The organism is Acidocella sp. C78, from assembly GCF_907164655.1.
The window spans coordinates 37543-60000 of the sequence record NZ_CAJQZK010000003.1; the positions used below are offsets into that span (position 1 = coordinate 37543).

Below are 22458 nucleotides of genomic sequence, written 5' to 3' on the forward strand. Positions count from 1 at the left end.
TCGGCTGCCAATTCGGCATGTTCGTGCGCGAGAAGCGAATCAACGGCTACAGCTACCTTTATCTGGTCGAGAGCGTCCGTGAGGACGGGCGCAGCAAGCAGCGCATCATCAAGAACCTGGGCCGGAAGGAAGTCGTCCTGGCCGATGGAGGTCTCGACCGCCTCGCCGCCTCGATCGCGCGCTATGCCGACCGTGCCTCGGTCCTGGCCCAGCTGGCGGCAGGCAATCCGGACGGGCTGAGCTGCAAGCGGATCGGCGCGCCGCTGTTGTTCGGCCGACTGTGGCAGGAGAGCGGGATCGCTGCTGTGTTCGAGGAGCTGCTGGCCGGGCGGCAGTTCGAGTTCCCGGTCGAGCGCGCGGTGTTCGCCACCGTGCTCCACCGGATCATGGTCTCGGGCTCGGATCGCGCCTGCGACAAATGGCTCGAGGATTACGACATTCCCGGCACCGAGGAGCTCGGCCTGCATCACCTCTACCGCGCCATGGCCTGGCTCGGCGAAGAGCTGCCGGACGAGGAACAGGGGGATGCCACGCCCTTTGCGCCACGGACGGTGAAGGATCTGGTGGAAGAGCGTCTCTTCGCCCGACGGCATGATCTGTTCACCGACCTCTCGGTCGTGTTCATGGACACCACCTCGCTGTATTTCGAAGGTGCCGGCGGCGAGACGCTGGGCGCGCGGGGCCACTCCAAGGATTACCGCCCACAGCTCGCGCAGATGATCCTCGGCGTGGTGATCGATCAGGACGGAAGGCCAATCTGCACCGAGATGTGGCCAGGAAACACCGCCGATGTCTCGGTGCTGGTGCCGGTGATCGACCGCCTGCGGTCGCGCTTCGGCATCGGCCGGGTCTGCGTCGTCGCCGATCGCGGCATGATCAGTGCCGCGACGATCGCCGCGCTGGAGGAGCGCGGGCTGGAATACGTGCTCGGCGCAAGGGAACGCACCGACCGCATCGTCCGCGAGGTGGTGCTGGCCGATGAGCGCCCCTACACCCCGCTCTGCCTCGAGCGCGCCGGTGGCGACGAGACCCAGCTCTTCATCAAGGAGGTCAAGGTCGCGGGCAAGCGCTATATCGTCTGCCGCAACGAGGCGGTGGCCATCGAAGAGGCCGAGACCAGGCGCAAGGTGGTCGCCGCCCTCGATCGTCAGCTGACGCGCGGCGATAAGGCGCTGATCGGCAACTCCGCCTATCGCCGCTTCCTGCGCCCGGTCAGTGACGCAAAGCCCGGCCGCAAGCACAAGCTGTTCGAGATCGACGCCGGCAAGCTCGCCGAGGAAGCCCGCTTCGACGGCGTCTTCGTGCTGCGCTCCAACGCCCGGATTTCACCGCTGCAGGCGGTGATCCGCTACCGGGACCTGCAGAATGTCGAACGGCTGTTCCGTGTCGCGAAGGCGACAATGCGCACCCGGCCAATCTACCATTCCTCCGACGCCGCCATCCGCGGCCACGTCTTCTGCTCGTTCCTCGCGCTGATCCTGCACCAGGCGCTCGACGAAAAACTCCGCCGGGCCGGCAAGCGCGTCGAATGGGCCGATCTCCTGCGTGATCTCGACCGCCTCCAGGAGGTCACCATCAGCAAGCGCGGGCAGCAGATCGTCCTGCGCACCCCAGCAACCAACTCGATCGGGCCGATCTTCAAGGCCGCCGGCGTCGCCCTGCCAGCCAACGTGCGAGACGCATCCGCTTCCTGATCCAAATCCTCCCGAAAGCCGCAGGGTGTGGTGCTAAGAAACCACGCGCCCACAATACATGGCTGTTTTCATTGGACTATTTTCAGGTCGCTGTTCAAGTCGGGTTTGGCTGTGTGTGGCTTGGGCAAGTGGTTGAATTGGTTGGATTGAATGATCGTGGAGTGGGCGGAATCTGCGCCAACACATAGACACACGACTCTCGGCCTTGTGTCTTTTATAACCTGACGAGATACGCTATTCGATAGGCATGTATCTGCGTGTCACCCAGCGCCGGAACCGCGACGGCTCCACGGTCCGCTACTATGGGCTCGCGGAGAACGTCTGGAACACCGACAGCAAGCGGTCGGAGACCCAGGTGATCCACAGTTTCGGCCGTGCGGATCAACTCGATCGCGCCGCTCTCGAGCGGCTGGTGCGCAGCATCAACCGTGTGCTGGGCGATGACGAGCAGGTCGGTGATGGCGCGCCGGCAGGCACCGCGCCGCCCGATATCGAGATCGACGCCGCCTTCGAGTTCGGCATTCCGCTGACAGCGCGGCATCTGTGGGAGGAACTCGGCATCGGCCCGGCGGTCAGGGATTGCCTGAGCAAGGCGGAGCTCACCGCTCCGCATGAGGCGGCGTTGTTCGCGATGGCGGCGAACCGGCTCGATGATCCAGGCTCGAAGCGTGCCTGCGCGGAGCGGTGGCTCACCGACACTGCCTGGCTGCCGGAGGCGACTGATTTGACGGTCGACCACCTCTACCGCGCCCTCGATGTTCTGGCGGTCTGGGCCGACGCGATCGAGCGGGCGGTGTTCCTGCGGGCCGCCGACCTGTTCCGCCTCGATGTCGATCTGATCTTCTATGACACCACGACGGCCTATTTCGAGATCGACGAGGCCGACGAGACCGAGCAAGTCTGGGCCGGGCGGCTGTTCGCCCCGCTGCGCCGGCGCGGCCACAGCAAGGAAGGACGCGACAATCAGCCGCAGGTGATCATCGCCATGGCGGTGACACGGGACAGCATGCCGGTTCGCTCCTGGGTGCTGCCGGGCGACACCGCCGATGTCGCGACGGTGGCGAGGATCAAGGAGGATCTGCGCGCCTGGAACCTTGGGCGCTGCCTGTTCGTCGGCGACGCTGGCATGTATTCGGCGGACAATCTGATGGCGCTGAGCAAGGGGCTCGGCCACTACATCCTGGCGGTGCCGATGCGCCGGCTGCGCGATGTGGATGAGGCGGTTCTGACCCGACCGGGGCGCTATCGGAAGGTTGCCGACAATCTTCAGGCCAAGGAGGTCGTGGTCGGCGACGGTGAGCGGCGCAAGCGTTACGTTCTTTGCCTGAACCCTGAGGAAGCCGAGCGGCAGCGCCAGCATCGCGACGAGGTTCTGGCCGGCCTGCGCGCCGAACTGGCGTTGCTCGCCGCACGTGATGCCGAGCATCCCAAGGCCGCCTGCGCACTGCTCACCTCGCGCCGCTACGGCCGCTACCTGAGCACGGATGCGGCCGGCAGGCCGCATCTGGATTCCGGAAAGATCGCCCATGCCGCCCGCTTCGACGGCAAGTTCGTCGTGATCACCAACGACGACACGCTGTCCACCGAGGACGTCGCCCTCGGCTACAAAGGCGGGACCATCATCGAAGCCTGCTTCCGGCGGATGAAGCAGACCGGGCTCGAGGTCCGGCCGATGTATCACTGGAGCCCGCGCCGGATCGAGGCGCATGTCCGGCTCTGCGTCCTTGCCCTGCAGATACAGCGCTCGGCGGAGTTGCGCTGCGGCCTTCCCTGGGCGCGGATCGCCCACATCCTGGCCGGCCTCAAGGCGGTCCGCTATCAGATCGCCGGCCGGACTATTGTTCAGCGCACGAAAATCAGCCCCGAAGCTGCCGAGATCCTGAAAAATCTTGGAATATCAAAGCCAAAGAAGCTGCTCACAGTCATCGAGCCGCCGCAGGCCAAGGCCGCCTCATAGATACACGCTCCGATTCCGCATCGAAAATCCATCGGAAAATAGACAGACTTTCCTCACGTCTGCCTCATGACCGCGAACCCGGGCCCAGCACCGAACCAAAATTCACTCGACCAATCCGCTCGAACGCCTGACCCGACTTGAACAGCGACCTGAAAATAGTCCAATGAAAACAGCCATGTATTGTGGGCGCGTGGTTTCTTAGCACCACACCCTGCGGCTTTCGGGAGGATTTGGATCAGGAAGCGGATGCGTCTCGCACGTTGGCTGGCAGGGCGACGCCGGCGGCCTTGAAGATCGGCCCGATCGAGTTGGTTGCTGGGGTGCGCAGGACGATCTGCTGCCCGCGCTTGCTGATGGTGACCTCCTGGAGGCGGTCGAGATCACGCAGGAGATCGGCCCATTCGACGCGCTTGCCGGCCCGGCGGAGTTTTTCGTCGAGCGCCTGGTGCAGGATCAGCGCGAGGAACGAGCAGAAGACGTGGCCGCGGATGGCGGCGTCGGAGGAATGGTAGATTGGCCGGGTGCGCATTGTCGCCTTCGCGACACGGAACAGCCGTTCGACATTCTGCAGGTCCCGGTAGCGGATCACCGCCTGCAGCGGTGAAATCCGGGCGTTGGAGCGCAGCACGAAGACGCCGTCGAAGCGGGCTTCCTCGGCGAGCTTGCCGGCGTCGATCTCGAACAGCTTGTGCTTGCGGCCGGGCTTTGCGTCACTGACCGGGCGCAGGAAGCGGCGATAGGCGGAGTTGCCGATCAGCGCCTTATCGCCGCGCGTCAGCTGACGATCGAGGGCGGCGACCACCTTGCGCCTGGTCTCGGCCTCTTCGATGGCCACCGCCTCGTTGCGGCAGACGATATAGCGCTTGCCCGCGACCTTGACCTCCTTGATGAAGAGCTGGGTCTCGTCGCCACCGGCGCGCTCGAGGCAGAGCGGGGTGTAGGGGCGCTCATCGGCCAGCACCACCTCGCGGACGATGCGGTCGGTGCGTTCCCTTGCGCCGAGCACGTATTCCAGCCCGCGCTCCTCCAGCGCGGCGATCGTCGCGGCACTGATCATGCCGCGATCGGCGACGACGCAGACCCGGCCGATGCCGAAGCGCGACCGCAGGCGGTCGATCACCGGCACCAGCACCGAGACATCGGCGGTGTTTCCTGGCCACATCTCGGTGCAGATTGGCCTTCCGTCCTGATCGATCACCACGCCGAGGATCATCTGCGCGAGCTGTGGGCGGTAATCCTTGGAGTGGCCCCGCGCGCCCAGCGTCTCGCCGCCGGCACCTTCGAAATACAGCGAGGTGGTGTCCATGAACACGACCGAGAGGTCGGTGAACAGATCATGCCGTCGGGCGAAGAGACGCTCTTCCACCAGATCCTTCACCGTCCGTGGCGCAAAGGGCGTGGCATCCCCCTGTTCCTCGTCCGGCAGCTCTTCGCCGAGCCAGGCCATGGCGCGGTAGAGGTGATGCAGGCCGAGCTCCTCGGTGCCGGGAATGTCGTAATCCTCGAGCCATTTGTCGCAGGCGCGATCCGAGCCCGAGACCATGATCCGGTGGAGCACGGTGGCGAACACCGCGCGCTCGACCGGGAACTCGAACTGCCGCCCGGCCAGCAGCTCCTCGAACACAGCAGCGATCCCGCTCTCCTGCCACAGTCGGCCGAACAACAGCGGCGCGCCGATCCGCTTGCAGCTCAGCCCGTCCGGATTGCCTGCCGCCAGCTGGGCCAGGACCGAGGCACGGTCGGCATAGCGCGCGATCGAGGCGGCGAGGCGGTCGAGACCTCCATCGGCCAGGACGACTTCCTTCCGGCCCAGGTTCTTGATGATGCGCTGCTTGCTGCGCCCGTCCTCACGGACGCTCTCGACCAGATAAAGGTAGCTGTAGCCGTTGATTCGCTTCTCGCGCACGAACATGCCGAATTGGCAGCCGAAAACCAATCATAAATCAAGTTAAAAGAAGCAATTTGCGCAATTATTTAGCACCACGTTTTTGCAAAATCCCGACGTGCCTACGAAAATCTCGAGTGAAATCAAAGATCTCAACTTACGATACCGTATCGTTCCGGGTTTGACTGTTTAAGTCGGGCCTGAACAAGGAGGTCAAGCGCCGCGCCGATGTCGTCGGCATCTTTCCCAATGAAGGTTCGATCATCCGCCTGATCGGGGCCGTGCTGCTCGAGGCCAACGACGAATGGCAGACACAGAACCGCTATACTGAAGTTTTTACTTGGGAATGACCTGAACGTGGCGGATAGCCTCGCGTAGCGCTGATTTCTTGCGAGCGTTTTGTGTCCATAAATGGGGCTTGCGGTGCGACTCGATCTGTGATTCGCTCGGGTTATGTTCATCGATGTGGTTCCGAATGGCCGATCGGCGCCGGCCGTGCTGTTGCGGGAGAGTTTCCGCGAGGGGCGGAAGGTTCACAAGCGTACCATCGCCAATCTGAGCCAGATGCCGCCCGCGTTGATCGATGGCCTACGAGCGCTGCTCGCGGGTGGCGCGGTGGTTGGTGGTGCCGATCAGGCGCTGGAGATCCGGCGTTCGCTGCCGCATGGTCATGTGGCGGCGGCACTCGGGATGATGCGCAAGCTCGGGATACCCCGCCTGCTGGGCCGGAGGGCGTCGCGCGAGCGCAGTCTCGCCCTGGCGCTGATCGCCGGCCGGGTGATCGCGCCGGGATCGAAGCTCTCGACCCTGCGCGGCCTGAACCCGGAGACCGCAACATCGAGCCTCGGGCAGATGCTTGATCTCGGTGTCATTGAAGAGCGCGAGATCTATGCGGCGCTGGACTGGCTGGGCACGCAGCAGGGGCGGATCGAACGGGAGTTTGCAAGGCGCCATCTGCGCGACGGCACGCTGGTGCTCTACGACGTCAGTTCATCCTACCTCGAAGGCCGGCATTGCGAACTGGCACACCACGGATACAGCCGGGATCACCGGCCCGATCGGCCGCAGATCGTCTATGGTCTGCTGTGCGATCGCGAGGGGCGGCCGATCGCAGTGGAAGTGTTCGAAGGCAACACCGCCGATCCGGCGACGATCGCCGCCCAGGTGGAGAAACTCAAGCGCCGGTTCCATCTCGAGCGCGTCGTCCTGGTGGGTGATCGCGGAATGATCACCACGGCGCGGATCCGCGAGACGATCAAGCCGGCGGGGCTGGACTGGATCAGCTGCCTGCGCGCGGGGCAGATCCAGGATCTTGCCGAGGGACCGCTGCAGATGTCGCTGTTCGACGAGCGCGATATCGCCGCGATCACGTCGCCCGATTATCCGGGCGAGCGGCTGATCGCCTGTCGCAACGCCGCCCTGGCGACCGAACGACGGCGCAAGCGCGAGGCGCTGCTCGTGGCCACCGAGACGGAACTGGCGCGGATCCGGGATGCGACACGGCGCAAACGCGCTCCTCTTCATGGCGAGGCCGCGATCGGGCTGGCGGTGGGGGCGGTGATCAACCAGCGCAAGATGGCCAAGCATTTCGATCTCACCATCACCGCCAGCCGCTTCGATTTCCAGCGCAACGCCGCCAGCATCGCGCGCGAGGCGGCCCTCGACGGCATCTATGTCATCCGCACCAGTGTGAGCGCGGACGTCATGAGCGAGACCGAAGCCGTGTCAGCCTACAAGGATCTCTCACGGGTGGAACGGGCGTTCCGGTCCCTCAAATCGGTCGATCTCGCGATCCGCCCGGTGCATCACTGGCTCTCGCCGCGGGTGCGTGCCCACGTCTTCCTCTGCATGATGGCCTATTACGTCGAATGGCATCTGCGCGACGCCCTCAAGCCCCTGCTGTTCCAGGATCACGACCGGCCAGGCGCGGAAACTGAACGCTCATCGCCGGTTGCCCCCGCATCGATATCCCCGGCCGCCGATCGCAAGCGCGGGCGACGCCGCAACGACCAGAACCTGCCGATTTCGAGCTTCACCGACCTGATGGCGCATCTCGCCACACAGACCCTCAACACCGCCTCCCTACCCAAGGCGCCGAACGCCACCTTCACCGCTCTGGCAAACCCCACGTCGCTGCAAACCACCGCCTTCGCCCTGATCGGGATCGACCCCATGCGTGTCCAGTAAGCGGCAAAATCAGATCTCGAAGTTCACCGATAAATACAGGGAATTTGCTTTCGAATCAGTGAAAACTTCAGGCTATATGCAGATCGAGGGAATGGTCGAACTCATGGCACCCGCCATCGATGCCGATACACCACGAATTTCCACCGTCGCCGCGTGACCATTGGCCGCTTCAGCTACACCAGAATTTCCACCACATTGACGGACGCTATCATCATGGCCCGTGTTGTGTTTTTCTTCCTGAGCGCTCATAAGTCCGAAACGGCACTTTTCTTGCCGGGGTTTGTGTACCCTCACATGCGGCGCTGATCCGTCGGTTTCCCCTCTTGGAAGGTAAATAGGTCTGCATCCTGCGGACCGCCGAAACGACGGAGACAAGCCATGTCGCAGGGCACGGTTAAATGGTACAATTCCCAAAAAGGTTATGGATTCATCATGCCAAACGACGGCTCGAAGGACGTATTCGTCCATGTGTCCGACGTCGAGCGTGCGGGTCTGGGTTCCCTCAATGAAGGACAGAAGCTCAATTATGAATTGCAGCGCGGCCAGCAGGGCAAAATGTCGGCCGTGAATTTGCAGGCCGCCTAACCTTCAATCTATAGCGCCCCCATCGGTCAGCCGATGGGGTGTCGCTGACCGCACAACGCGAATGTGCCATGACCGAAGTTTGCGCGCCCGGTAACATATGCACGCCCCGGATAAACATCTGCCTGGCCGTTGATGATGCCATGACGCTGTATGGCTTCCGAGCAAGAGCGACGAAATGGGTCAATTCGTCTCGGATGCTGTCGCGTTCCGAAGACAAAAGGAAAATAGCGAGTGGTCTTCAGGCAAAATTACGGCTTGCAACGCGCAGAGCGTAACCGCCTCAAGCAGGCGAAAAAAGAAGCCAAGGATCTGGAGAGGCGTGACGCGGCGTTGCGACGCAAGTCGGGCCAAGAAGGCGATCTTCCGATCCAGGCGAACACCCCTGACGCAGCGGACGCAGATGCGTCGGACTTCTCGGTAGAAGCGGTAAAGCAATGAAGCGCCGAATCGATCGGGCCATTGTCCTGTTCGACGTCACCTATGCCGATGGCAGCCGCAGTTCCCGCCGCAAGATCCTGAAATCAATTGCCGATGGTCCCGGCAGCGAGGCAGCGGTCAAGGCCGAGATAGAGGCGCAGGATCGCGAAATCGAACGGTCTTCGGGCAAGGTCAGAGAGGCGATCAAATCGATTGCGCGCAGCCCCGTCTGAATGCCTCGACTCCCAAGAGATGCGCTTGCTGCGCCGCAGGCGACGATCAGCCGAGCGAAAGAGCCCCAGCGGGTTATCAGCCGGGAGGTATGCAGCCCGGTTTTTTGTTGATGGACGAGCGCTGTCGGGCCAGGTTGAGGTGATGACGCGCGGGTGCTGCGGCGGGTTCGGATGCGGCCCAAACTTCAGGTCGATCCAGCACAAATCACCCCATCACAGGAAGAAGGAATAGCAGTTCTTTGTTGAATTCGGCATGGTTCTGCCGTCACAACATCAGCATGTTCGTTGTCGAGAGAGTCGCCCGCGGCCACAGCTATCTCTACCTCGTCGAAAGCGTCCGCGTGGGCAAATCCGTCCGCCAGCGCATCATCAAACCCCTCGGTTGCAAGGATGTCCTCGCCGCATCCGGCGAACTCGACAGGCTCGTCGCCTCCATCGCACGGCACGCCGAACGTTCCATCATCCTCTCCGATATCGATGCCGGCCGGATCGCCGCCCACAGGATCGGTGCCCCCCTGCTGTTCGGCCGCCTCTGGGACCGGCTCGGCATCGGCGAGGTGCTGAACCATCTCCTCAAAGGCCGTCAGTTCGGCGTTGCCGTCGAACGCGCCGTCTTCGTCGCCACACTGCTCCGGCTGTTCGTCTCAGGCTCCGACCGCTCCTGTGTCGACTGGATGCAGAGCTACGCCGAGACTCGTGACGACCGGCTGATGGATCTCTTCTTCCACTAAGTGGCCATGCCGTATCTGCTCCGGGGCATCATCGTCACGCTCGACTTGACATGCCTCGGATTGGGTGGCGGCCTGCTGATCGGCGTCGTGCTCGCGGCGATGCAGCTTTCCCGCTTTGCGCTGCTGGCCGGGTTCGGACGGACCTATGTGGCTATTTTTCGAGGAACGCCGCTGATCCTGCAACTGGTTTTCGCCTATGACGCTCTGCCGCTTCTCGGCCTGAAGCTGACGCCGCTGATGGCCGGGGGGCTGGCACTCGCGGCGAATGAGGCCCCGTTCATAGCCGAGATCAGTGGCGGCAGGACAGCCTGATTATGGTCCAGGGCATCAACGAACACAGCATGCCGTTGGCTCACACTTTGGTACCGGGACAGGAGGTCGATCTGGCCGCGGTGCATTGGGCGGCGGCACGGGAAGGGAAGTTTATCGCTGAAATTGAGCGCCGGGGCGGCGGAGGAAGGGTCAGAAACGGAGAGGGCGCGGGCGGCCGAACCGGAGCGCGATTTCGGTGGTCTGAGCCCCAAGTTCCCGCCATTCACGAGTAGAGTCTCATCCCCGAGTGATGCCCACGATTGGGCGTAGGTGCAACAGCCGGGTTGGGGGTTAACCTGCTGATTCCGGGCTCAATTCGCCCGGGATTCCGAGATTAACTCGCCCGGGATTCCGGGAATTATTCGCCCACCTATTCCGAGATTAATTCGCCCACCTGTTCCGACTTTTATTCGCCCAGGCGGGCGGGGTTGGCCGGGTTGGCTTGAGGTCTCTGCTGGCTGGTTCAGGTTCCCTCCCTTTGGCTGATCGAGGGAGCGGATGAATGCCAGTGGAGCGGATTGCGATGCGCGATGTGCGCGAGATTGTCAGATTGAGGATGGCGGGGCTTTCGACCCGCCAGGTGGGGATCCGGGTCGGGGTTGCGGCATCGACGGTGCGCTTGACGCTGCGGCGACTGGAGGCGGCCGGGCTCGATGGGCCAGGGGCTCTGGCGCTGTCCGAAGCGGCATTGGAAAGGCGCTTGTTCGACGGCGCGGTGGGCAAGCGGCCGGGGCATCGACGTGTGGATGAGCCGGACTGGGGGCGTATCCGCCGCGAGTTGCAGCGCAAGCACGTGACGCTGTCGATCCTGTGGGACGAGTATATTGCCGAGCACCCGGATGGGTATCGCTACAGCCGGTTCTGCGAGCTCTACCGGAGCTGGGAAGCCCGGCTACCGGTGACGATGCGCCAGACCCACGCATCGGGCGAGAAGCTGTTCGTCGATTATGCCGGCGACACGGTGCCGGTGGTGATCGACCGGCTCACCGGCGAGACGCGTGCGGCCCAGATCTTCGTCGCCGTTCTCGGCGCATCGAGCTTCACCTATGCTGAGGCGACCTGGACCCAGACCCTGCCGGACTGGATCGAGGCGCATAATCGCACTCTGGCAGCAATTGGCGGCGTGCCGGCGCTGCTGGTGCCCGACAACGCCAGGGTCGCGATCATCCGCGCCTGCCTCTACGATCCACAGGTCAACCGGACCTACACCGATATGGCGCGCCATTACGGCACGGCCATTCTCCCGGCGCGGCCGCGGCGGCCGCGTGACAAGGCGAAGGTCGAGGTGGCGGTTTTGCTGGCGGAGCGGTGGCTGCTGGGCAAGCTGCGCAACCGGGCATTTTACGGCCTCGCCGAACTGAATGCCGCGATCGCTGAATTCTGCCGCTGGCTGAACGAGGAGCGGGTCGTCCGTCGCCTGGGGGCGACAAGACGGCATCTGCTGGAAACACTCGATCGTCCCGCGCTGAAGGAACTGCCGGCCGAACCCTATGTGCTGGCGCAATGGCGGCGCCGGCGGGTCGGCATCGATTATCACGTCGAGATCGAGAAGCATTTTTACTCCGTCCCCTACCGGCACGCCCGCGCCGAGGTCGAGGCCCGGTTCACCGTGCGCACGGTCGAGATCTTTCTCCGTGGCGAACGGATCGCCGTGCACGCACGCAGGCCGGGTAACGGCAAACACACGACGATCGCCGAGCACATGCCCTCGAGCCACCGGCGTTATGGCGACTGGACCATCGCACGGATCCATCAGGAAGCCGCACGGCTTGGTCCCTCGGTCGCGACACTCTGCACCCTGATCCTCGAACGCCGGCCTCATCCGGAGCAGGGGTTCCGCGCCTGCATCGGCATCCTTCGCCTGGCCCGCAGTGTTGGCGCCGACCGGCTCGATGCCGCGGCCGAGCGCGCGCTCACCATCGGCACCCTGACCTACGGCTCGGTCAAATCCATCCTCGATAACCGGCTGGAGCGAGCCGCCGGCACCGCCAGTCCCGATCCCACCCCGATCCGCCACCCCAACATCCGGGGCGGCGGATATTTCCACTGATGACAAGGAGAAGCCTCATGCTGAACCATCCGACCCTCGATCAGATCCACCAGCTCGGTCTTGCAGGCATGGCCCGCGCGTTCACCGAGCTGCACGCCAATCCCGAAACCCCCAGCCTCAGTCACGCCGAATGGCTCGGTCTTCTGCTCGACCGCGAGATCACCGTCCGACGTGACAAGCGGTTGAGCACAAGGCTGCGCCATGCCAGGCTGCGCCATGACGCTGCAATCGAGGATGTCGATTACCGGAGTGCCCGCGGCCTCGATCGGGCTCTGTTCCAGAAGCTGATCCAGGGTGAGTGGATCGACGCGCACGACAATCTCGTCCTGAGCGGGCCGACAGGGGTCGGAAAATCGTGGCTGGCCTGTGCCCTCGGTCACAAGGCATGTCGCGATGACAGGACCGTGCTCTATCAGCGCGCCCCCAAACTCTTCGCAGAACTCGCGGTCGCCCGCGCCGAAGGGCGTCACGGCCGGATGATCCGCACCCTCGGTGCCGTCAATCTACTGATCCTCGACGACTTCGGCCTTGCTCCACTCGACGCCGGCGCCCGTCACGACCTGCTCGAGATCGTCGAGGATCGCTACGGCCGCCGCGCCACCATCATCACCAGCCAGATCCCCCCGGCGCATTGGCATGAGCTGATCGGCGATCCGACCTACGCCGACGCCATTCTCGACCGTCTGCTCCACAATGCCCACCGCATCGAACTCACCGGCGAAAGCCTGCGCAAGATCCGCAAGCAAACCCCAAAAACCGCTTGACCCAACGAGAACAGGAGAGCAACGAAATCAACAGCCACAGAGACCGCTACCCGGGCGAATAAATCTCGGAATCCCCGGGCGAATAAACGTCGGAATCGTGGGCGAATTACTCACCAGTCGGTAATTAAGACGACATTTTGCTAGTCGTATGTTTGCGGGGATGATATAATTCTGGCATGAAACGGGACGGTCGCAGATTTGATCATCGCACCCTGGAAACCATCCGGCTGATGGCTGTAGAGCGGGTGCGCGAGGGCGAAGCGGCCTCTTTGGTGATTGCCTCATACGGGTTCAGCCGCACAACAATCTATAAATGGCTCAGCGCGGCATCGAAGCCTGGGGTCGGGGTGAAAGCCTTGCGGTCACGGCCGGCAACCGGCCGGCCGCGGCGTCTGACGCCGCGCCAGGAGCAGCAGGTGTTGCGTTGGATCAATGGCCGCGATCCGCGCCAATACGGCCTGGATTTCGGGCTGTGGACCCGGCACGTTGTGGCCGAACTGATCGAGCGCAAGTTTGGTATCAAACTCGGTGTGACGGCTGTGGGCGAACTGCTGTCGAAACTGGGCCTGACGCCGCAAAAGCCGTTGCAGCGTGCCTATCAGCGCGATCCGGAGGCGATCGAGGCATGGCGACGTGAGCGGTTTCCTGAAATCGCCAGGCAGGCCAAGTCCTGTGGCGGCGAGGTCTTTTTCTGGGACGAGTCCGGCTTTCGGGCCGACGCCGTGCATGGCAAGACCTGGGGCGTGAAGGGACAGACGCCGATCGTCGAGCGTCCGGGCCAACGGCAATCGATCAGCGCCGCCTCGGCGGTGACAGCCCGCGGCGGGTTCTGGTATTGCACTTATGAAGGCGGCCTGAATGCTGAGTTGTTCGTAGCGCTGCTACGCCGGATGATGCGGCACCGCACGAGGCCGGTGCACCTGGTCCTCGACGGGCTGCCTGCCCACAAAACAGCGCTGGTGAAAGCCTACGTGGCGTCGACCAATGGAATGCTGACGTTGCATTTTCTGCCAGGCTACGCCCCTGACCTGAACCCAGATGAACTGGTCTGGAGCCACATGAAGCGGACGGGCGTCGCCCGGACTCCGCTACGCCAAGGCGAAAAGCTTCAGGACAAAATCGAAGCCCAACTCGCCGCCATCAAGCGCAAACCACGTCTCGTGCAATCATTCTTCAAAGCACCAACTGTCGCCTATATTACCGACTGCTGAGTAAAATCGGAATCCATGGGCGAATTCTCCGGAATCCGCAGGTTAACCCCCAACCCGGCGCGCCGCTGATTTTTCCCGCCACCTCTGCCGGGGTTTTGTTGCCCAGGCTCGAATGGGGGCGGTGATGATTGTAGTCGTGACGCCAGGCGGCCAGCACGGACCTCGCTTGAGGCAGGCTCGTGAACAAGGTCTCGTTCAGGCACTCGTCCCGGAGCCGGGCGTTGAAGCTTTCGACGAACCCGTTTTGCTGGGGCTTGCCGGGCGCGATGTAATGCCATTCCACGTTCCGCTCTTTTGAACCGCCCTGGGTTTACCGGAGGCTCCAACTCCCAAATAGGATGGAGCCATGACGAGTCCGACGACGAACAAGTTTTCTCCTGAAGTCCGCGAGCGGGCGGTGCGGATGGTGCTGGAGCACGAGGGCGAACATCCCTCGCGGTGGGCGGCGATGGTGTCGATAGCCGCGAAGTTTGGCTGCTCACCGCATACGCTGCGTGAATGGGTGCAGAAGGTGGATCGCGACAGCGGCCGCTCGCCTGGTGTTCCGTCGGAAGTGTCGGCGAAGCTGAAGGCACTGGAACGCGAGAACCGCGAGCTTCGCCAGGCGAATGAGATCCTGCGCAAGGCGTCGGCATATTTTGCCCAGGCGGAGCTCGACCGCCGGTTCAAACCATGATCTCGTTCATCGATGATCACCGCGGGGCTTATGGGGTCGAGCCGATCTGCAGGGTCCTGCCGATCGCCCCATCGACCTACTACGAGCATGTCGCGAAGCGGGCCAACCCCGAGAGGCGGTCAGAACGGGCCCGGCGGGATGAGGCGCTCGAGGCGGATATCCGGCGCGTGTTCGCGGAGAATTTCGAGGTCTACGGTGCTCGCAAGGTCTGGCGGCAGTTGCAGCGGGAAGGATGCGCTGTTGCCCGCTGCACGGTGGAGCGGTTGATGCGGATCATCGGCCTGCAGGGCGTGATCCGCGGCAAGCCGGTCAGGACGACGATCAGCGACAGGGCGACACCCTGCCCACAGGACCGCGTCAACCGCCAGTTCCAGGCGCCGGCGCCGAATATGCTCTGGGTCTCCGACTTCACTTATGTCGCGACCTGGCAGGGCTTTGTGTATGTGGCGTTTGTCATCGATACATTCGCCCGGCGTATCGTTGGCTGGCGGGTAAGCCGCACCGCGCATGCCGGTTTCGTCCTCGATGCCCTGGAACAGGCTCTTCACGACAGACGCCCGGTACGTAGCGGCGGTCTCGTTGTTGATTTCCGCTGAGATCTGACCCGGGAATTCCATCGAGATTTGACCCGCCCATAGTTTATGATTTGAGTTTCATGATGGGGTCAAGGCTGGATTTTTCTCCTTTCGTTTTTGGGATTTCTGCACGGAGCTATTTTTGAACCTGAAGCTGTCATTTCCGGTCTCGAGGATATGGCAGTGGTGGGTGAGGCGATCGAGGAGCGCGGTGGTCATCTTGGCGTCGCCGAAGACGGCGGACCATTCGCTGAAGCTCAGGTTGGTGGTGATGACGACGCTGGTGCGCTCGTAGAGCTTGCTGAGCAGATGGAACAGCAAAGCTCCGCCTGAGGCGCTGAAGGGCAGATAGCCAAGCTCATCGAGGATGACGAGGTCGGCATGGATCAGACGGCCGGCGATTTGCCCAGCCTTTCCCTGAGCTTTTTCCTGCTCCAGAGCATTGACCAGCTCGACGGTGGAGAAGAAGCGGACGCGCTTTTTGTGATGCTCGACGGCCTGCACGCCGAGCGCGGTGGCGATGTGGGTTTTGCCCGTGCCCGGGCCGCCGACGAGCACGACATTGTCGGCGGGTTCGATGAAGTCGCAACGATGCAACTGGCGGACCAGGGCCTCATTGACCTCGCTGCTGGCGAAGTCGAAGCCGGCCAGGTCGCGATAGGCCGGGAAGCGGGCGGCCTTGAACTGATAGGCCATGGAGCGGACCTCGCGCTCAGCGGTCTCGGCCTTGAGCAACTGGGAGAGTACCGGGATGGCGGCTTCGAAGGCCGGGGCACCCTGCTGGGCCAGTTCATCGACGGCCTGTGCCATGCCGTGCATTTTGAGGCTGCGCAGCATGATGACGAGCGCGCCGGTGGCGGGATCATGACGCATGGCGGGCCTCCTCAGATTGGCGCAAGCTATCGTAGCGCTCGACGTCAGCCTTGGGTTCATTGGCCAATGTCAGTGCCTGTGGCGCGGTGATGACCGGAAGCGGAGCCTGTTTGCCGTCGATCAGCCGGTGGAGCCGGTTGATGATATGCGTCTTGGACGGCACGCCGTCCTCCAGCGCCAGTTCCACCGCCACCAACACCGCCTGCTCGTCATGGTGCAGCACCAGGGCCAGGATCTCCACCATCTCCCGGTCACCGCCAGGACGGCGCAGGAGATGTTGCTGCAGCCGCTTGAAGGCATCGGGCAATTCCAGGAACGGCGCACCGTTGCGCAAGGCGCCCGGCTTGCGCTGGATCACCGCCAGATAATGCCGCCAGTCATACACAGTGCGCCCTGGGCCGTTGTGCGTCCGGTCGATGATGCGCGGATGCTCGCAGATGATTTGCCCCTCCGCCGCCACCACCAGCCTGTCGGGATAGACCCGCAGGCTGACCGGCCGGTTGGCAAAAGAGGCCGGCACGCTGTAGCGGTTACGCTCCAAGTGGATCAGGCAGGTCGAGGAGACCCGCTTGGTGTGTTCCACGAACCCATCGAACGGACGGCCCACAGGCATGAGGCTCTCAACCTCGCTGGCCCAGACATCGGCAATGGTTCCCGGCTCGTTGCCATGCGCGGTCTGCTCCCACAGCTCCCGGCAGCGCCGCTCCAGCCAGTCGTTCAGGGCGTCCAAGCTTTCGAACGGAGGCATGGACTGCCACAGGCGGTGGCGTGCATCCTGGACGTTCTTCTCAACCTGCCCCTTCTCCCAACCGGCGGCCCGATTACAGAACTCGGCCTCGAAGAGATAATGGCTGGTCATCGCCAGGAAGCGGGCGTTGACGCTGCGCTCCTTGCCACGGCCGACCTTGTCAACGGCGGTGCGCATGTTGTCGTAAATCCCGCGCCGCGGTACGCCGCCGAGAGCTTGGAAGGCGTGGTTATGCGCGTCGAACAACATCTCATGTGTCTGCAGCAGATAGGCCCGAACAATGAACGCCCGGCTATGCGACAGTTTGGTGTGCGCCACCTGCAACTTGACGCGGACGCCACCGATGATCGCAAAATCTTCGCTCCAGTCAAACTGGAACGCCTCGCCAGGCGCAAAGGCCAAGGGCACGAAGGTTCCCCGGCCGGCGGTCTGCTGCAGCCGTTGGCACTCCCCCTTCCAAGCCCGGGCAAAGGCCGCCACACGATTGTAGGAACCGTCATAGCCCAGGCTGACGAGATCACCGTATAGCTGCTTGACCGTCCGCCGCTGCTTGCGCGGCCGGCCAGCTTCACGGCGCAGCCACGCCAAAAGCTTCTCGGCATAAGGATCAAGCTTGCTCGGCCGGTCCAGAACCTGAAACTTCGGCTCAATCACATCAGACCGAAGATATTTGCGGATCGTGTTCCGCGACACGCCTGTGCGCCGGGAAATCTCTCGGATCGGCACATGCTCACGCTTATGCCACCGGCGGATAATGCTCAAAAACGCCATGTCCAACACTCCGTTCGCCCCCGCCTCTTCCAGACGGGGAAACAGTCAAACATGGGTCAAATCTCAGTGGAAAAATCCGGCCTTCCCGGGTCAGATCTCAGCGGAAATCAACAGACGGGACTTCCCTCCAGCCTGCACCGACATGACTTGAAGCCCTCGCGGCCATAGGACGTCAGCGTACTGCCGAGAACGCTGTCGGCACGAGGATCTGATTGGTGATGCTGGCCACGATCTGACCGTTCTTCTCGGTTTCGGCGCGCTTGGCCAGCCATTCGGGGTCAGCCTGGAAAGCGGTCCATTTGCTCTCGCGCTCAGCGAGGGATTCCCACGCCAGCAGATAGGTGAGATCCATGTTGGATTCTCCAACGAGCGTCGTCCAGAACCCTGCCTGACGAATGCCGTGTCTATCCCACAATCCGAGTGTCACGGTCTCGAACCGCTTCAGAAGATCTGGAAGTCGACCCGGCATACAGTGATAGATGCGGAGTTCGTGGATCATGGTTTCTATTCCTGAAGATATATCGACGCGGAGGATGCTAGCCCCGGTCCCCCACCCCAGCAAGCCGGAAGGATTGGTTCATCCGTCGTCGTGATCCGCGGGTGGAGCCGTGAACGGCGACTTCATTTCGGTGTTGGACCTTGGGTGGGCGACCTGCAGTCGGAATTGATTGGTCTGGATTCCGGCGCGCAATCCGCAGAAAGCTTGACATTGGGTGCCGCGGTCCCAAACGATAGCAGCTCACTCATGACCAGAGCCAGAGCGATGACCGTGCGAGTTGCCTTATACGCCCGCTTTTCGAGTGACCTTCAGAGTGCGGCGTCGATCGAGGACCAGCTGCGGCTGTGCCGGGAACATGCGGACCGGCAGGGCTGGATTGTGGTGGACAGCTACGCCGACCGGGCGATTTCAGGGGCGTCGCTGCTCCGGCCGGGCATCCAGGAGCTGATGGCCGACGCGGGCCGCGGCCGGTTCGACATCGTGCTGGCCGAGGCGATGGACCGCCTGTCGCGCGACCAGGAGGACATCGCCGCGCTGTTCAAGCGGATGCGCTTTGCCGGGGTCTCGATCGTGACCCTTGCCGAAGGCGAGATCGGCGAGATGCATATCGGCCTGAAGGGTACGATGAACGCGCTGTTCCTGAAGGACCTCGCCGACAAGACGCGCCGGGGCCTGAGAGGCAGGGTCGAAGCAGGACGCTCCGGCGGTGGCAACTCATATGGATATGACGTGGTCCGCCAGTTCGGCGCTGATGGCACGGCGAAGACCGGCGAGCGGACGATCAACGCAGCACAAGCCGAGGTCGTGCGCCGGATTTTCAGGGAATTTGCTCATGGCAAATCACCGCGCGCGATCGCCGTCCAGCTGAACAAGGAGAAGATTCCGGGGCCGCGCGGTGAAGGCTGGAGCCAGAGCACGATCAACGGCAACGCCGAACGCGGCACGGGTATCCTGAACAACGAACTCTATGTCGGGCGCCTGGTGTGGAACCGTCTGCATTACATAAAGGATCCGGCCACCGGGAAGCGGGTCTCACGGCTGAACGATCCAGGCAAATGGGTGATCACCGAGATCCCCGCGCTGAGGATCATCGACGACGAGCTTTGGGCCGCGGTCAAGCAGCGACAGGGCAACATGCGCAAGGCGACCCGCCCGGACATGGCCACGGAACCAAGTGCCCGCAGCGACTCATCGGGGGCAGAATTCTGGCGCCACCAGCGACCCAAACACCTTCTCACCGGCCTGATGCGGTGCGGTGTGTGCGGTGGCGCCTACAGCAAGATCAGCGCAACATTGTTCGGCTGTGCGACCGCCCGGAACAAGGGCACCTGCGACAACCGGCTGAACATCAGGGGCGACCGGCTCGAGGCGATGGTGCTGGACGGCCTGCGCCACCGGCTGATGGACCCGGCGCTGTTCGGGGAATTCGCCGAGGCGTTCGTCGCCGAGCAGAATACCGCCAGCGCGCAGCGGCGGGCCCATTTTTCGGGGATGCGGGAGGAACTCAAACGCATCGAACACCGCAAGGCCCGGATCATCGATGCGATCGCCGAGGGCATGCCGGCGTCCAGCCTCCGCGACGAGATGATCCGGATCGAGGCCCGCAAGGCCGAACTGACCGATCTTCTCGCCCGCGAGACCGCGCCCGAACCTTCGCTGCATCCGGCGATGGCCGAACTTTACCGCGAGGCGGTCGCCAACCTGCACGAGGCGCTGCGGGATCCGACCACGAAGGACGAGGCATTCAGTATCATCCGCACGCTGATCGAGGCGGTGATCCTGGTGCCGGACGGTGCAGAACTGAAGGTGGAACTCCGGGGTGCGCTGGCGGGGATACTGCGTCTTGCGTCAGGTAGCGGTAACGACAAAAGCCCCGGTGCGTGTGCAACGGGGCTTGGTTCTATTTCTGTTCTTGAGGCGCAAATCAAGGTGGTTGCGGGGACAGGATTTGAACCTGTGACCTTCAGGTTATGAGCCTGACGAGCTACCGGGCTGCTCCACCCCGCGGTTGTGGTGGACGATAGATTGGAGGACCTGGCGGCGACCTACTCTCCCGTGCCTTGAGGCACAGTACCATGGGCGCTGGGGGTTTTCACGGCCGAGTTCGGGATGGGATCGGGTGCGGGCTCCCCGCAATGGCCACCAGGTCGTCCAATCTATCGTGATGTTTTGGACTGGTGTGGATTTGGTGTGTTGAGTGAGACTGTGTTGGTGTTTGTGCATGGTGGGGGTGGTTGAGATATTCAAGTTCTATCGGGTGATTAGTACCGGTTAGCTGAGCGCGTTACCGCGCTTATACACCCGGCCTATCGACGTGATGGTCTATCACGACCCTCGGGGAGACCTAGTTTTGAGGTGGGTTTCCCGCTTAGATGCTTTCAGCGGTTATCCCGTCCATACTTAGCTACTCGGCTGTGCCACTGGCGTGACAACCGATGCACCAGAGGTATGTTCATCCCGGTCCTCTCGTACTAGGGACAAATCCTCTCAAGTCTCCAACACCCACGGCAGATAGGGACCGAACTGTCTCACGACGTTCTAAACCCAGCTCACGTACCACTTTAATCGGCGAACAGCCGAACCCTTGGGACCTGCTCCAGCCCCAGGATGTGATGAGCCGACATCGAGGTGCCAAACCTCCCCGTCGATGTGGACTCTTGGGGGAGATCAGCCTGTTATCCCTAGAGTACCTTTTATCCGTTGAGCGATGGCCCTTCCACGTGGAACCACCGGATCACTATGGCCGACTTTCGTCTCTGCTCGAGCTGTCGCTCTCGCAGTCAGGCGGGCTTATGCCATTGCACTCAACAGCCGATGTCCGACCGGCTTGAGCCCACCATCGCGCGCCTCCGTTACTCTTTAGGAGGCGACCGCCCAGTCAAACTGCCCACCATGCAGGGTCCCGGACCGGGATAACCGGCCACGGTTAGACATCAAAAGCGCGCAGGGCGGTATTTCAAGGTTGGCTCCACACAAGCTAGCGCCCATGCTTCAATGCCTCCCGCCTATCCTACACAGCACTCTTCTGATGCCACTGCAAAGCTGCAGTAAAGGTTCATAGGGTCTTTCCGTCTGACCGCGGGTACCCCGCATCTTCACGGGGAATTCAATTTCGCTGAGCCGATGCTGGAGACAGTGGGGAAGTCGTTACGCCATTCGTGCAGGTCGGAACTTACCCGACAAGGAATTTCGCTACCTTAGGACCGTTATAGTTACGGCCGCCGTTTACCGGGGCTTCAATTCAAGGCTTGCACCTCTCCTCTTAACCTTCCGGCACCGGGCAGGCGTCAGACCCTATACGTCGTCTCTCGACTTCGCAGAGCCCTGTGTTTTTACTAAACAGTCGCTACCCCCTCTTTTGTGCCACCCGCACATGGTTGCCCACATACGGGTCTCGCTTATCCCGAAGTTACGCGAGTAATTTGCCTAGTTCCTTCAACATCGTTCTCTCAAGCGCCTTGGTATACTCTACCAGTCCACCTGTGTCGGTTTAGGGTACGGTCTATACGCTGGAGCTATTTCCCGGAATGCTCAAAAGCCCGCCCAATCCGATAAGGACAGACAACATCTCGCATTCGTCACTTCCAGCAGGCGGAGGAATATTCACCCCCTTCCCATCGACTACGGCTTTCGCCCTCGCCTTAGGGCCGGCTCACCCTGCGCGGATTAACCTTGCGCAGGAACCCTTGGACTTTCGGCGACAGAGTTTCTCACTCTGTTTGTCGCTACTCATGTCAGCATTCGCACTTCCGATACCTCCAGGAGGGGTCACCCCATCTCCCTTCACAGGCCTACGGAACGCTCCGCTACCGCGCATGTTTCCATGCACCCACAGCTTCGGTATGTGGCTTTAGCCCCGTTACATTTTCGGCGCAGGATTTCTATTAGACCAGTGAGCTATTACGCTTTCTTTAAAGGATGGCTGCTTCTAAGCCAACCTCCTGGTTGTTTTGGAATTCCCACATCCTTTCCCACTTAGCCACAATTTGGGGACCTTAGCTGGTGGTCTGGGCTGTTTCCCTCTCGACGATGGACCTTAGCACCCACCGTCTGTCTGCCGCGCAAGACACTTCGGTATTCGGAGTTTGGTTAGGTTTGGTAAGGCTTTGGGCCCCCTAGCCCATCCAGTGCTCTACCCCCGAAGGCATACACACGACGATCTACCTCAATAGATTTCGCGGAGAACCAGCTATCTCCGAGTTTGATTGGCCTTTCACCCCTAGCCACAGCTCATCCCCGACTTTTTCAACAGGCGTGGGTTCGGCCCTCCAGTGCGTGTTACCGCACCTT

17 protein-coding genes, 1 tRNA gene, 2 rRNA genes, 3 pseudogenes and 1 other annotated feature (1 of these 24 only partly in view) are annotated in these 22458 nt (G+C 62.4%); of the genes and pseudogenes, 14 read left to right on the forward strand and 9 right to left on the reverse strand.

The features are described from left to right. Positions 1-17 precede the first annotated feature (17 nt). A complete protein-coding gene (locus ACIDOCELLA78_RS99925; RefSeq protein ID WP_201727475.1) occupies positions 18-1694 on the forward strand; it encodes an IS1634 family transposase in 1677 nt (558 codons plus the stop codon). Positions 1695-1941: 247 nt separating this feature from the next. Beyond that, positions 1942-3651 carry an IS1634 family transposase gene (locus tag ACIDOCELLA78_RS99930; RefSeq protein WP_201727845.1) on the forward strand — a complete coding sequence of 570 codons (1710 nt, stop codon included), beginning with the start codon at positions 1942-1944 and terminating at the stop codon, positions 3649-3651. A 235-nt stretch (positions 3652-3886) separates the two neighbouring features. On the opposite strand, the gene ACIDOCELLA78_RS99935 is transcribed toward ACIDOCELLA78_RS99930, so the two are convergent. After that, complete coding sequence (locus ACIDOCELLA78_RS99935) at positions 3887-5563, reverse strand: IS1634 family transposase (RefSeq protein ID WP_201727475.1); 1677 nt, start codon at positions 5561-5563, stop codon at positions 3887-3889. A gap of 173 nt (positions 5564-5736) precedes the next feature. On the opposite strand from ACIDOCELLA78_RS99935, the pseudogene ACIDOCELLA78_RS99940 reads away from it, so the two are divergent. Then, a pseudogene (locus tag ACIDOCELLA78_RS99940) lies at positions 5737-5886 on the forward strand (transposase); the annotation flags it as partial. Between the two features lie 103 nt (positions 5887-5989). Then, a complete protein-coding gene (locus ACIDOCELLA78_RS99945; RefSeq protein ID WP_201727483.1) occupies positions 5990-7723 on the forward strand; it encodes an IS1634 family transposase in 1734 nt (577 codons plus the stop codon). A 72-nt stretch (positions 7724-7795) separates the two neighbouring features. Here ACIDOCELLA78_RS99945 and ACIDOCELLA78_RS99950 read toward each other — a convergent pair whose 3' ends face one another. Next, positions 7796-7972 carry a hypothetical protein gene (locus ACIDOCELLA78_RS99950; protein ID WP_214006272.1) on the reverse strand — a complete coding sequence of 59 codons (177 nt, stop codon included), beginning with the start codon at positions 7970-7972 and terminating at the stop codon, positions 7796-7798. A 129-nt stretch (positions 7973-8101) separates the two neighbouring features. Here ACIDOCELLA78_RS99950 and ACIDOCELLA78_RS99955 point away from each other — a divergent pair, with 129 nt between their 5' ends. The 8 genes from ACIDOCELLA78_RS99955 to ACIDOCELLA78_RS99990 all read left to right on the forward strand — a co-directional run bounded on the left by ACIDOCELLA78_RS99955 (position 8102) and on the right by ACIDOCELLA78_RS99990 (position 14026). Further along, positions 8102-8308: a cold-shock protein gene (locus ACIDOCELLA78_RS99955; protein WP_201727846.1), complete on the forward strand. Its 207-nt coding sequence runs from the start codon at positions 8102-8104 to the stop codon at positions 8306-8308. A 231-nt stretch (positions 8309-8539) separates the two neighbouring features. After that, the gene (locus ACIDOCELLA78_RS99960) at positions 8540-8746 is read left to right on the forward strand and encodes a hypothetical protein (RefSeq protein ID WP_201727847.1); all 207 of its coding nucleotides are present in this window, start codon (positions 8540-8542) and stop codon (positions 8744-8746) included. After that, complete coding sequence (locus ACIDOCELLA78_RS99965) at positions 8743-8958, forward strand: hypothetical protein (protein ID WP_201727848.1); 216 nt, start codon at positions 8743-8745, stop codon at positions 8956-8958. The genes ACIDOCELLA78_RS99960 and ACIDOCELLA78_RS99965 overlap by 4 nt, the downstream gene beginning before the upstream one ends. 278 nt (positions 8959-9236) lie before the next feature. After that, on the forward strand, positions 9237-9689 hold the full coding sequence (locus ACIDOCELLA78_RS99970) for a hypothetical protein (RefSeq protein ID WP_249675089.1): 453 nt from the start codon (positions 9237-9239) through the stop codon (positions 9687-9689). 6 nt (positions 9690-9695) lie between these two features. Beyond that, positions 9696-10001 carry an ABC transporter permease subunit gene (locus tag ACIDOCELLA78_RS99975; protein WP_201727849.1) on the forward strand — a complete coding sequence of 102 codons (306 nt, stop codon included), beginning with the start codon at positions 9696-9698 and terminating at the stop codon, positions 9999-10001. Positions 10002-10524: 523 nt separating this feature from the next. Further along, entirely contained in the window at positions 10525-12051 is a 1527-nt protein-coding gene (gene istA / locus ACIDOCELLA78_RS99980) for an IS21 family transposase (RefSeq protein ID WP_201727680.1), read from the forward strand. A 17-nt stretch (positions 12052-12068) separates the two neighbouring features. Then, the gene (istB, locus tag ACIDOCELLA78_RS99985) at positions 12069-12815 is read left to right on the forward strand and encodes an IS21-like element helper ATPase IstB (protein WP_201727488.1); all 747 of its coding nucleotides are present in this window, start codon (positions 12069-12071) and stop codon (positions 12813-12815) included. Positions 12816-12991: 176 nt separating this feature from the next. Beyond that, positions 12992-14026, forward strand: coding sequence for an IS630 family transposase (locus ACIDOCELLA78_RS99990; protein WP_201727480.1), 1035 nt, complete (start codon positions 12992-12994; stop codon positions 14024-14026). On the opposite strand, the pseudogene ACIDOCELLA78_RS99995 reads toward ACIDOCELLA78_RS99990, so the two are convergent. Next, positions 14013-14321: pseudogene (locus ACIDOCELLA78_RS99995) on the reverse strand (transposase); the annotation flags it as partial. The gene ACIDOCELLA78_RS99990 and the pseudogene ACIDOCELLA78_RS99995 sit on opposite strands and share 14 nt — an antisense overlap. Positions 14322-14372: 51 nt before the next feature. Here ACIDOCELLA78_RS99995 and ACIDOCELLA78_RS000000100000 point away from each other — a divergent pair. After that, positions 14373-15283: pseudogene (locus ACIDOCELLA78_RS000000100000) on the forward strand (IS3 family transposase); the annotation flags it as partial. After that, positions 14657-14773, forward strand: a sequence feature (AL1L pseudoknot). It overlaps the preceding pseudogene by 117 nt. 72 nt (positions 15284-15355) lie before the next feature. On the opposite strand, the gene istB (ACIDOCELLA78_RS000000100005) reads toward ACIDOCELLA78_RS000000100000, so the two are convergent. The 3 genes from istB (ACIDOCELLA78_RS000000100005) to ACIDOCELLA78_RS000000100015 form a co-directional block, all read right to left on the reverse strand. Beyond that, a complete protein-coding gene (istB, locus tag ACIDOCELLA78_RS000000100005; protein WP_013641220.1) occupies positions 15356-16150 on the reverse strand; it encodes an IS21-like element helper ATPase IstB in 795 nt (264 codons plus the stop codon). After that, complete coding sequence (gene istA / locus ACIDOCELLA78_RS000000100010; protein WP_201727833.1) at positions 16140-17669, reverse strand: IS21 family transposase; 1530 nt, start codon at positions 17667-17669, stop codon at positions 16140-16142. Before istA (ACIDOCELLA78_RS000000100010) ends, istB (ACIDOCELLA78_RS000000100005) begins: the two co-directional genes overlap by 11 nt. A 172-nt stretch (positions 17670-17841) precedes the next feature. Further along, the gene (locus ACIDOCELLA78_RS000000100015) at positions 17842-18168 is read right to left on the reverse strand and encodes an NIPSNAP family protein (RefSeq protein ID WP_035186457.1); all 327 of its coding nucleotides are present in this window, start codon (positions 18166-18168) and stop codon (positions 17842-17844) included. A gap of 246 nt (positions 18169-18414) precedes the next feature. Here ACIDOCELLA78_RS000000100015 and ACIDOCELLA78_RS000000100020 point away from each other — a divergent pair, with 246 nt between their 5' ends. Next, a complete protein-coding gene (locus ACIDOCELLA78_RS000000100020) occupies positions 18415-20142 on the forward strand; it encodes a recombinase family protein (RefSeq protein ID WP_201727924.1) in 1728 nt (575 codons plus the stop codon). Here the strand turns inward: ACIDOCELLA78_RS000000100020 and ACIDOCELLA78_RS000000100025 are convergent. The 3 genes from ACIDOCELLA78_RS000000100025 to ACIDOCELLA78_RS000000100035 form a co-directional block, all read right to left on the reverse strand. Further along, positions 20099-20175, reverse strand: a tRNA-Met gene (locus tag ACIDOCELLA78_RS000000100025). The two genes, ACIDOCELLA78_RS000000100020 and ACIDOCELLA78_RS000000100025, sit on opposite strands and share 44 nt — an antisense overlap. Positions 20176-20200: 25 nt before the next feature. After that, positions 20201-20315: ribosomal RNA gene (gene rrf, locus ACIDOCELLA78_RS000000100030) — 5S ribosomal RNA — on the reverse strand. Positions 20316-20408: 93 nt separating this feature from the next. After that, positions 20409-22458, reverse strand: a 23S ribosomal RNA gene (locus ACIDOCELLA78_RS000000100035); it runs 684 nt beyond the window's last position.

Bases quoted from the DNA above. Each gene is read 5' to 3' on its own strand.
- ACIDOCELLA78_RS99935 (WP_201727475.1), bottom strand. From the start codon at position 5,563: ATGTTCGTGCGCGAGAAGCGAATCAACGGCTACAGCTACCTTTATCTG.
- istB (WP_201727488.1), top strand. From the start codon at position 12,069: ATGCTGAACCATCCGACCCTCGATCAGATCCACCAGCTCGGTCTTGCA.
- ACIDOCELLA78_RS99950 (WP_214006272.1), bottom strand. From the start codon at position 7,972: ATGAGCGCTCAGGAAGAAAAACACAACACGGGCCATGATGATAGCGTC.
- ACIDOCELLA78_RS99970 (WP_249675089.1), top strand. From the start codon at position 9,237: ATGTTCGTTGTCGAGAGAGTCGCCCGCGGCCACAGCTATCTCTACCTC.
- istB (WP_013641220.1), bottom strand. From the start codon at position 16,150: ATGCGTCATGATCCCGCCACCGGCGCGCTCGTCATCATGCTGCGCAGC.
- ACIDOCELLA78_RS99990 (WP_201727480.1), top strand. From the start codon at position 12,992: ATGAAACGGGACGGTCGCAGATTTGATCATCGCACCCTGGAAACCATC.
- istA (WP_201727833.1), bottom strand. From the start codon at position 17,669: ATGGCGTTTTTGAGCATTATCCGCCGGTGGCATAAGCGTGAGCATGTG.
- istA (WP_201727680.1), top strand. From the start codon at position 10,525: ATGCGCGATGTGCGCGAGATTGTCAGATTGAGGATGGCGGGGCTTTCG.
- ACIDOCELLA78_RS000000100015 (WP_035186457.1), bottom strand. From the start codon at position 18,168: ATGATCCACGAACTCCGCATCTATCACTGTATGCCGGGTCGACTTCCA.
- ACIDOCELLA78_RS99975 (WP_201727849.1), top strand. From the start codon at position 9,696: ATGCCGTATCTGCTCCGGGGCATCATCGTCACGCTCGACTTGACATGC.
- ACIDOCELLA78_RS99945 (WP_201727483.1), top strand. From the start codon at position 5,990: ATGTTCATCGATGTGGTTCCGAATGGCCGATCGGCGCCGGCCGTGCTG.
- ACIDOCELLA78_RS000000100020 (WP_201727924.1), top strand. From the start codon at position 18,415: ATGACCAGAGCCAGAGCGATGACCGTGCGAGTTGCCTTATACGCCCGC.
- ACIDOCELLA78_RS99955 (WP_201727846.1), top strand. From the start codon at position 8,102: ATGTCGCAGGGCACGGTTAAATGGTACAATTCCCAAAAAGGTTATGGA.
- ACIDOCELLA78_RS99925 (WP_201727475.1), top strand. From the start codon at position 18: ATGTTCGTGCGCGAGAAGCGAATCAACGGCTACAGCTACCTTTATCTG.
- ACIDOCELLA78_RS99965 (WP_201727848.1), top strand. From the start codon at position 8,743: ATGAAGCGCCGAATCGATCGGGCCATTGTCCTGTTCGACGTCACCTAT.
- ACIDOCELLA78_RS99930 (WP_201727845.1), top strand. From the start codon at position 1,942: ATGTATCTGCGTGTCACCCAGCGCCGGAACCGCGACGGCTCCACGGTC.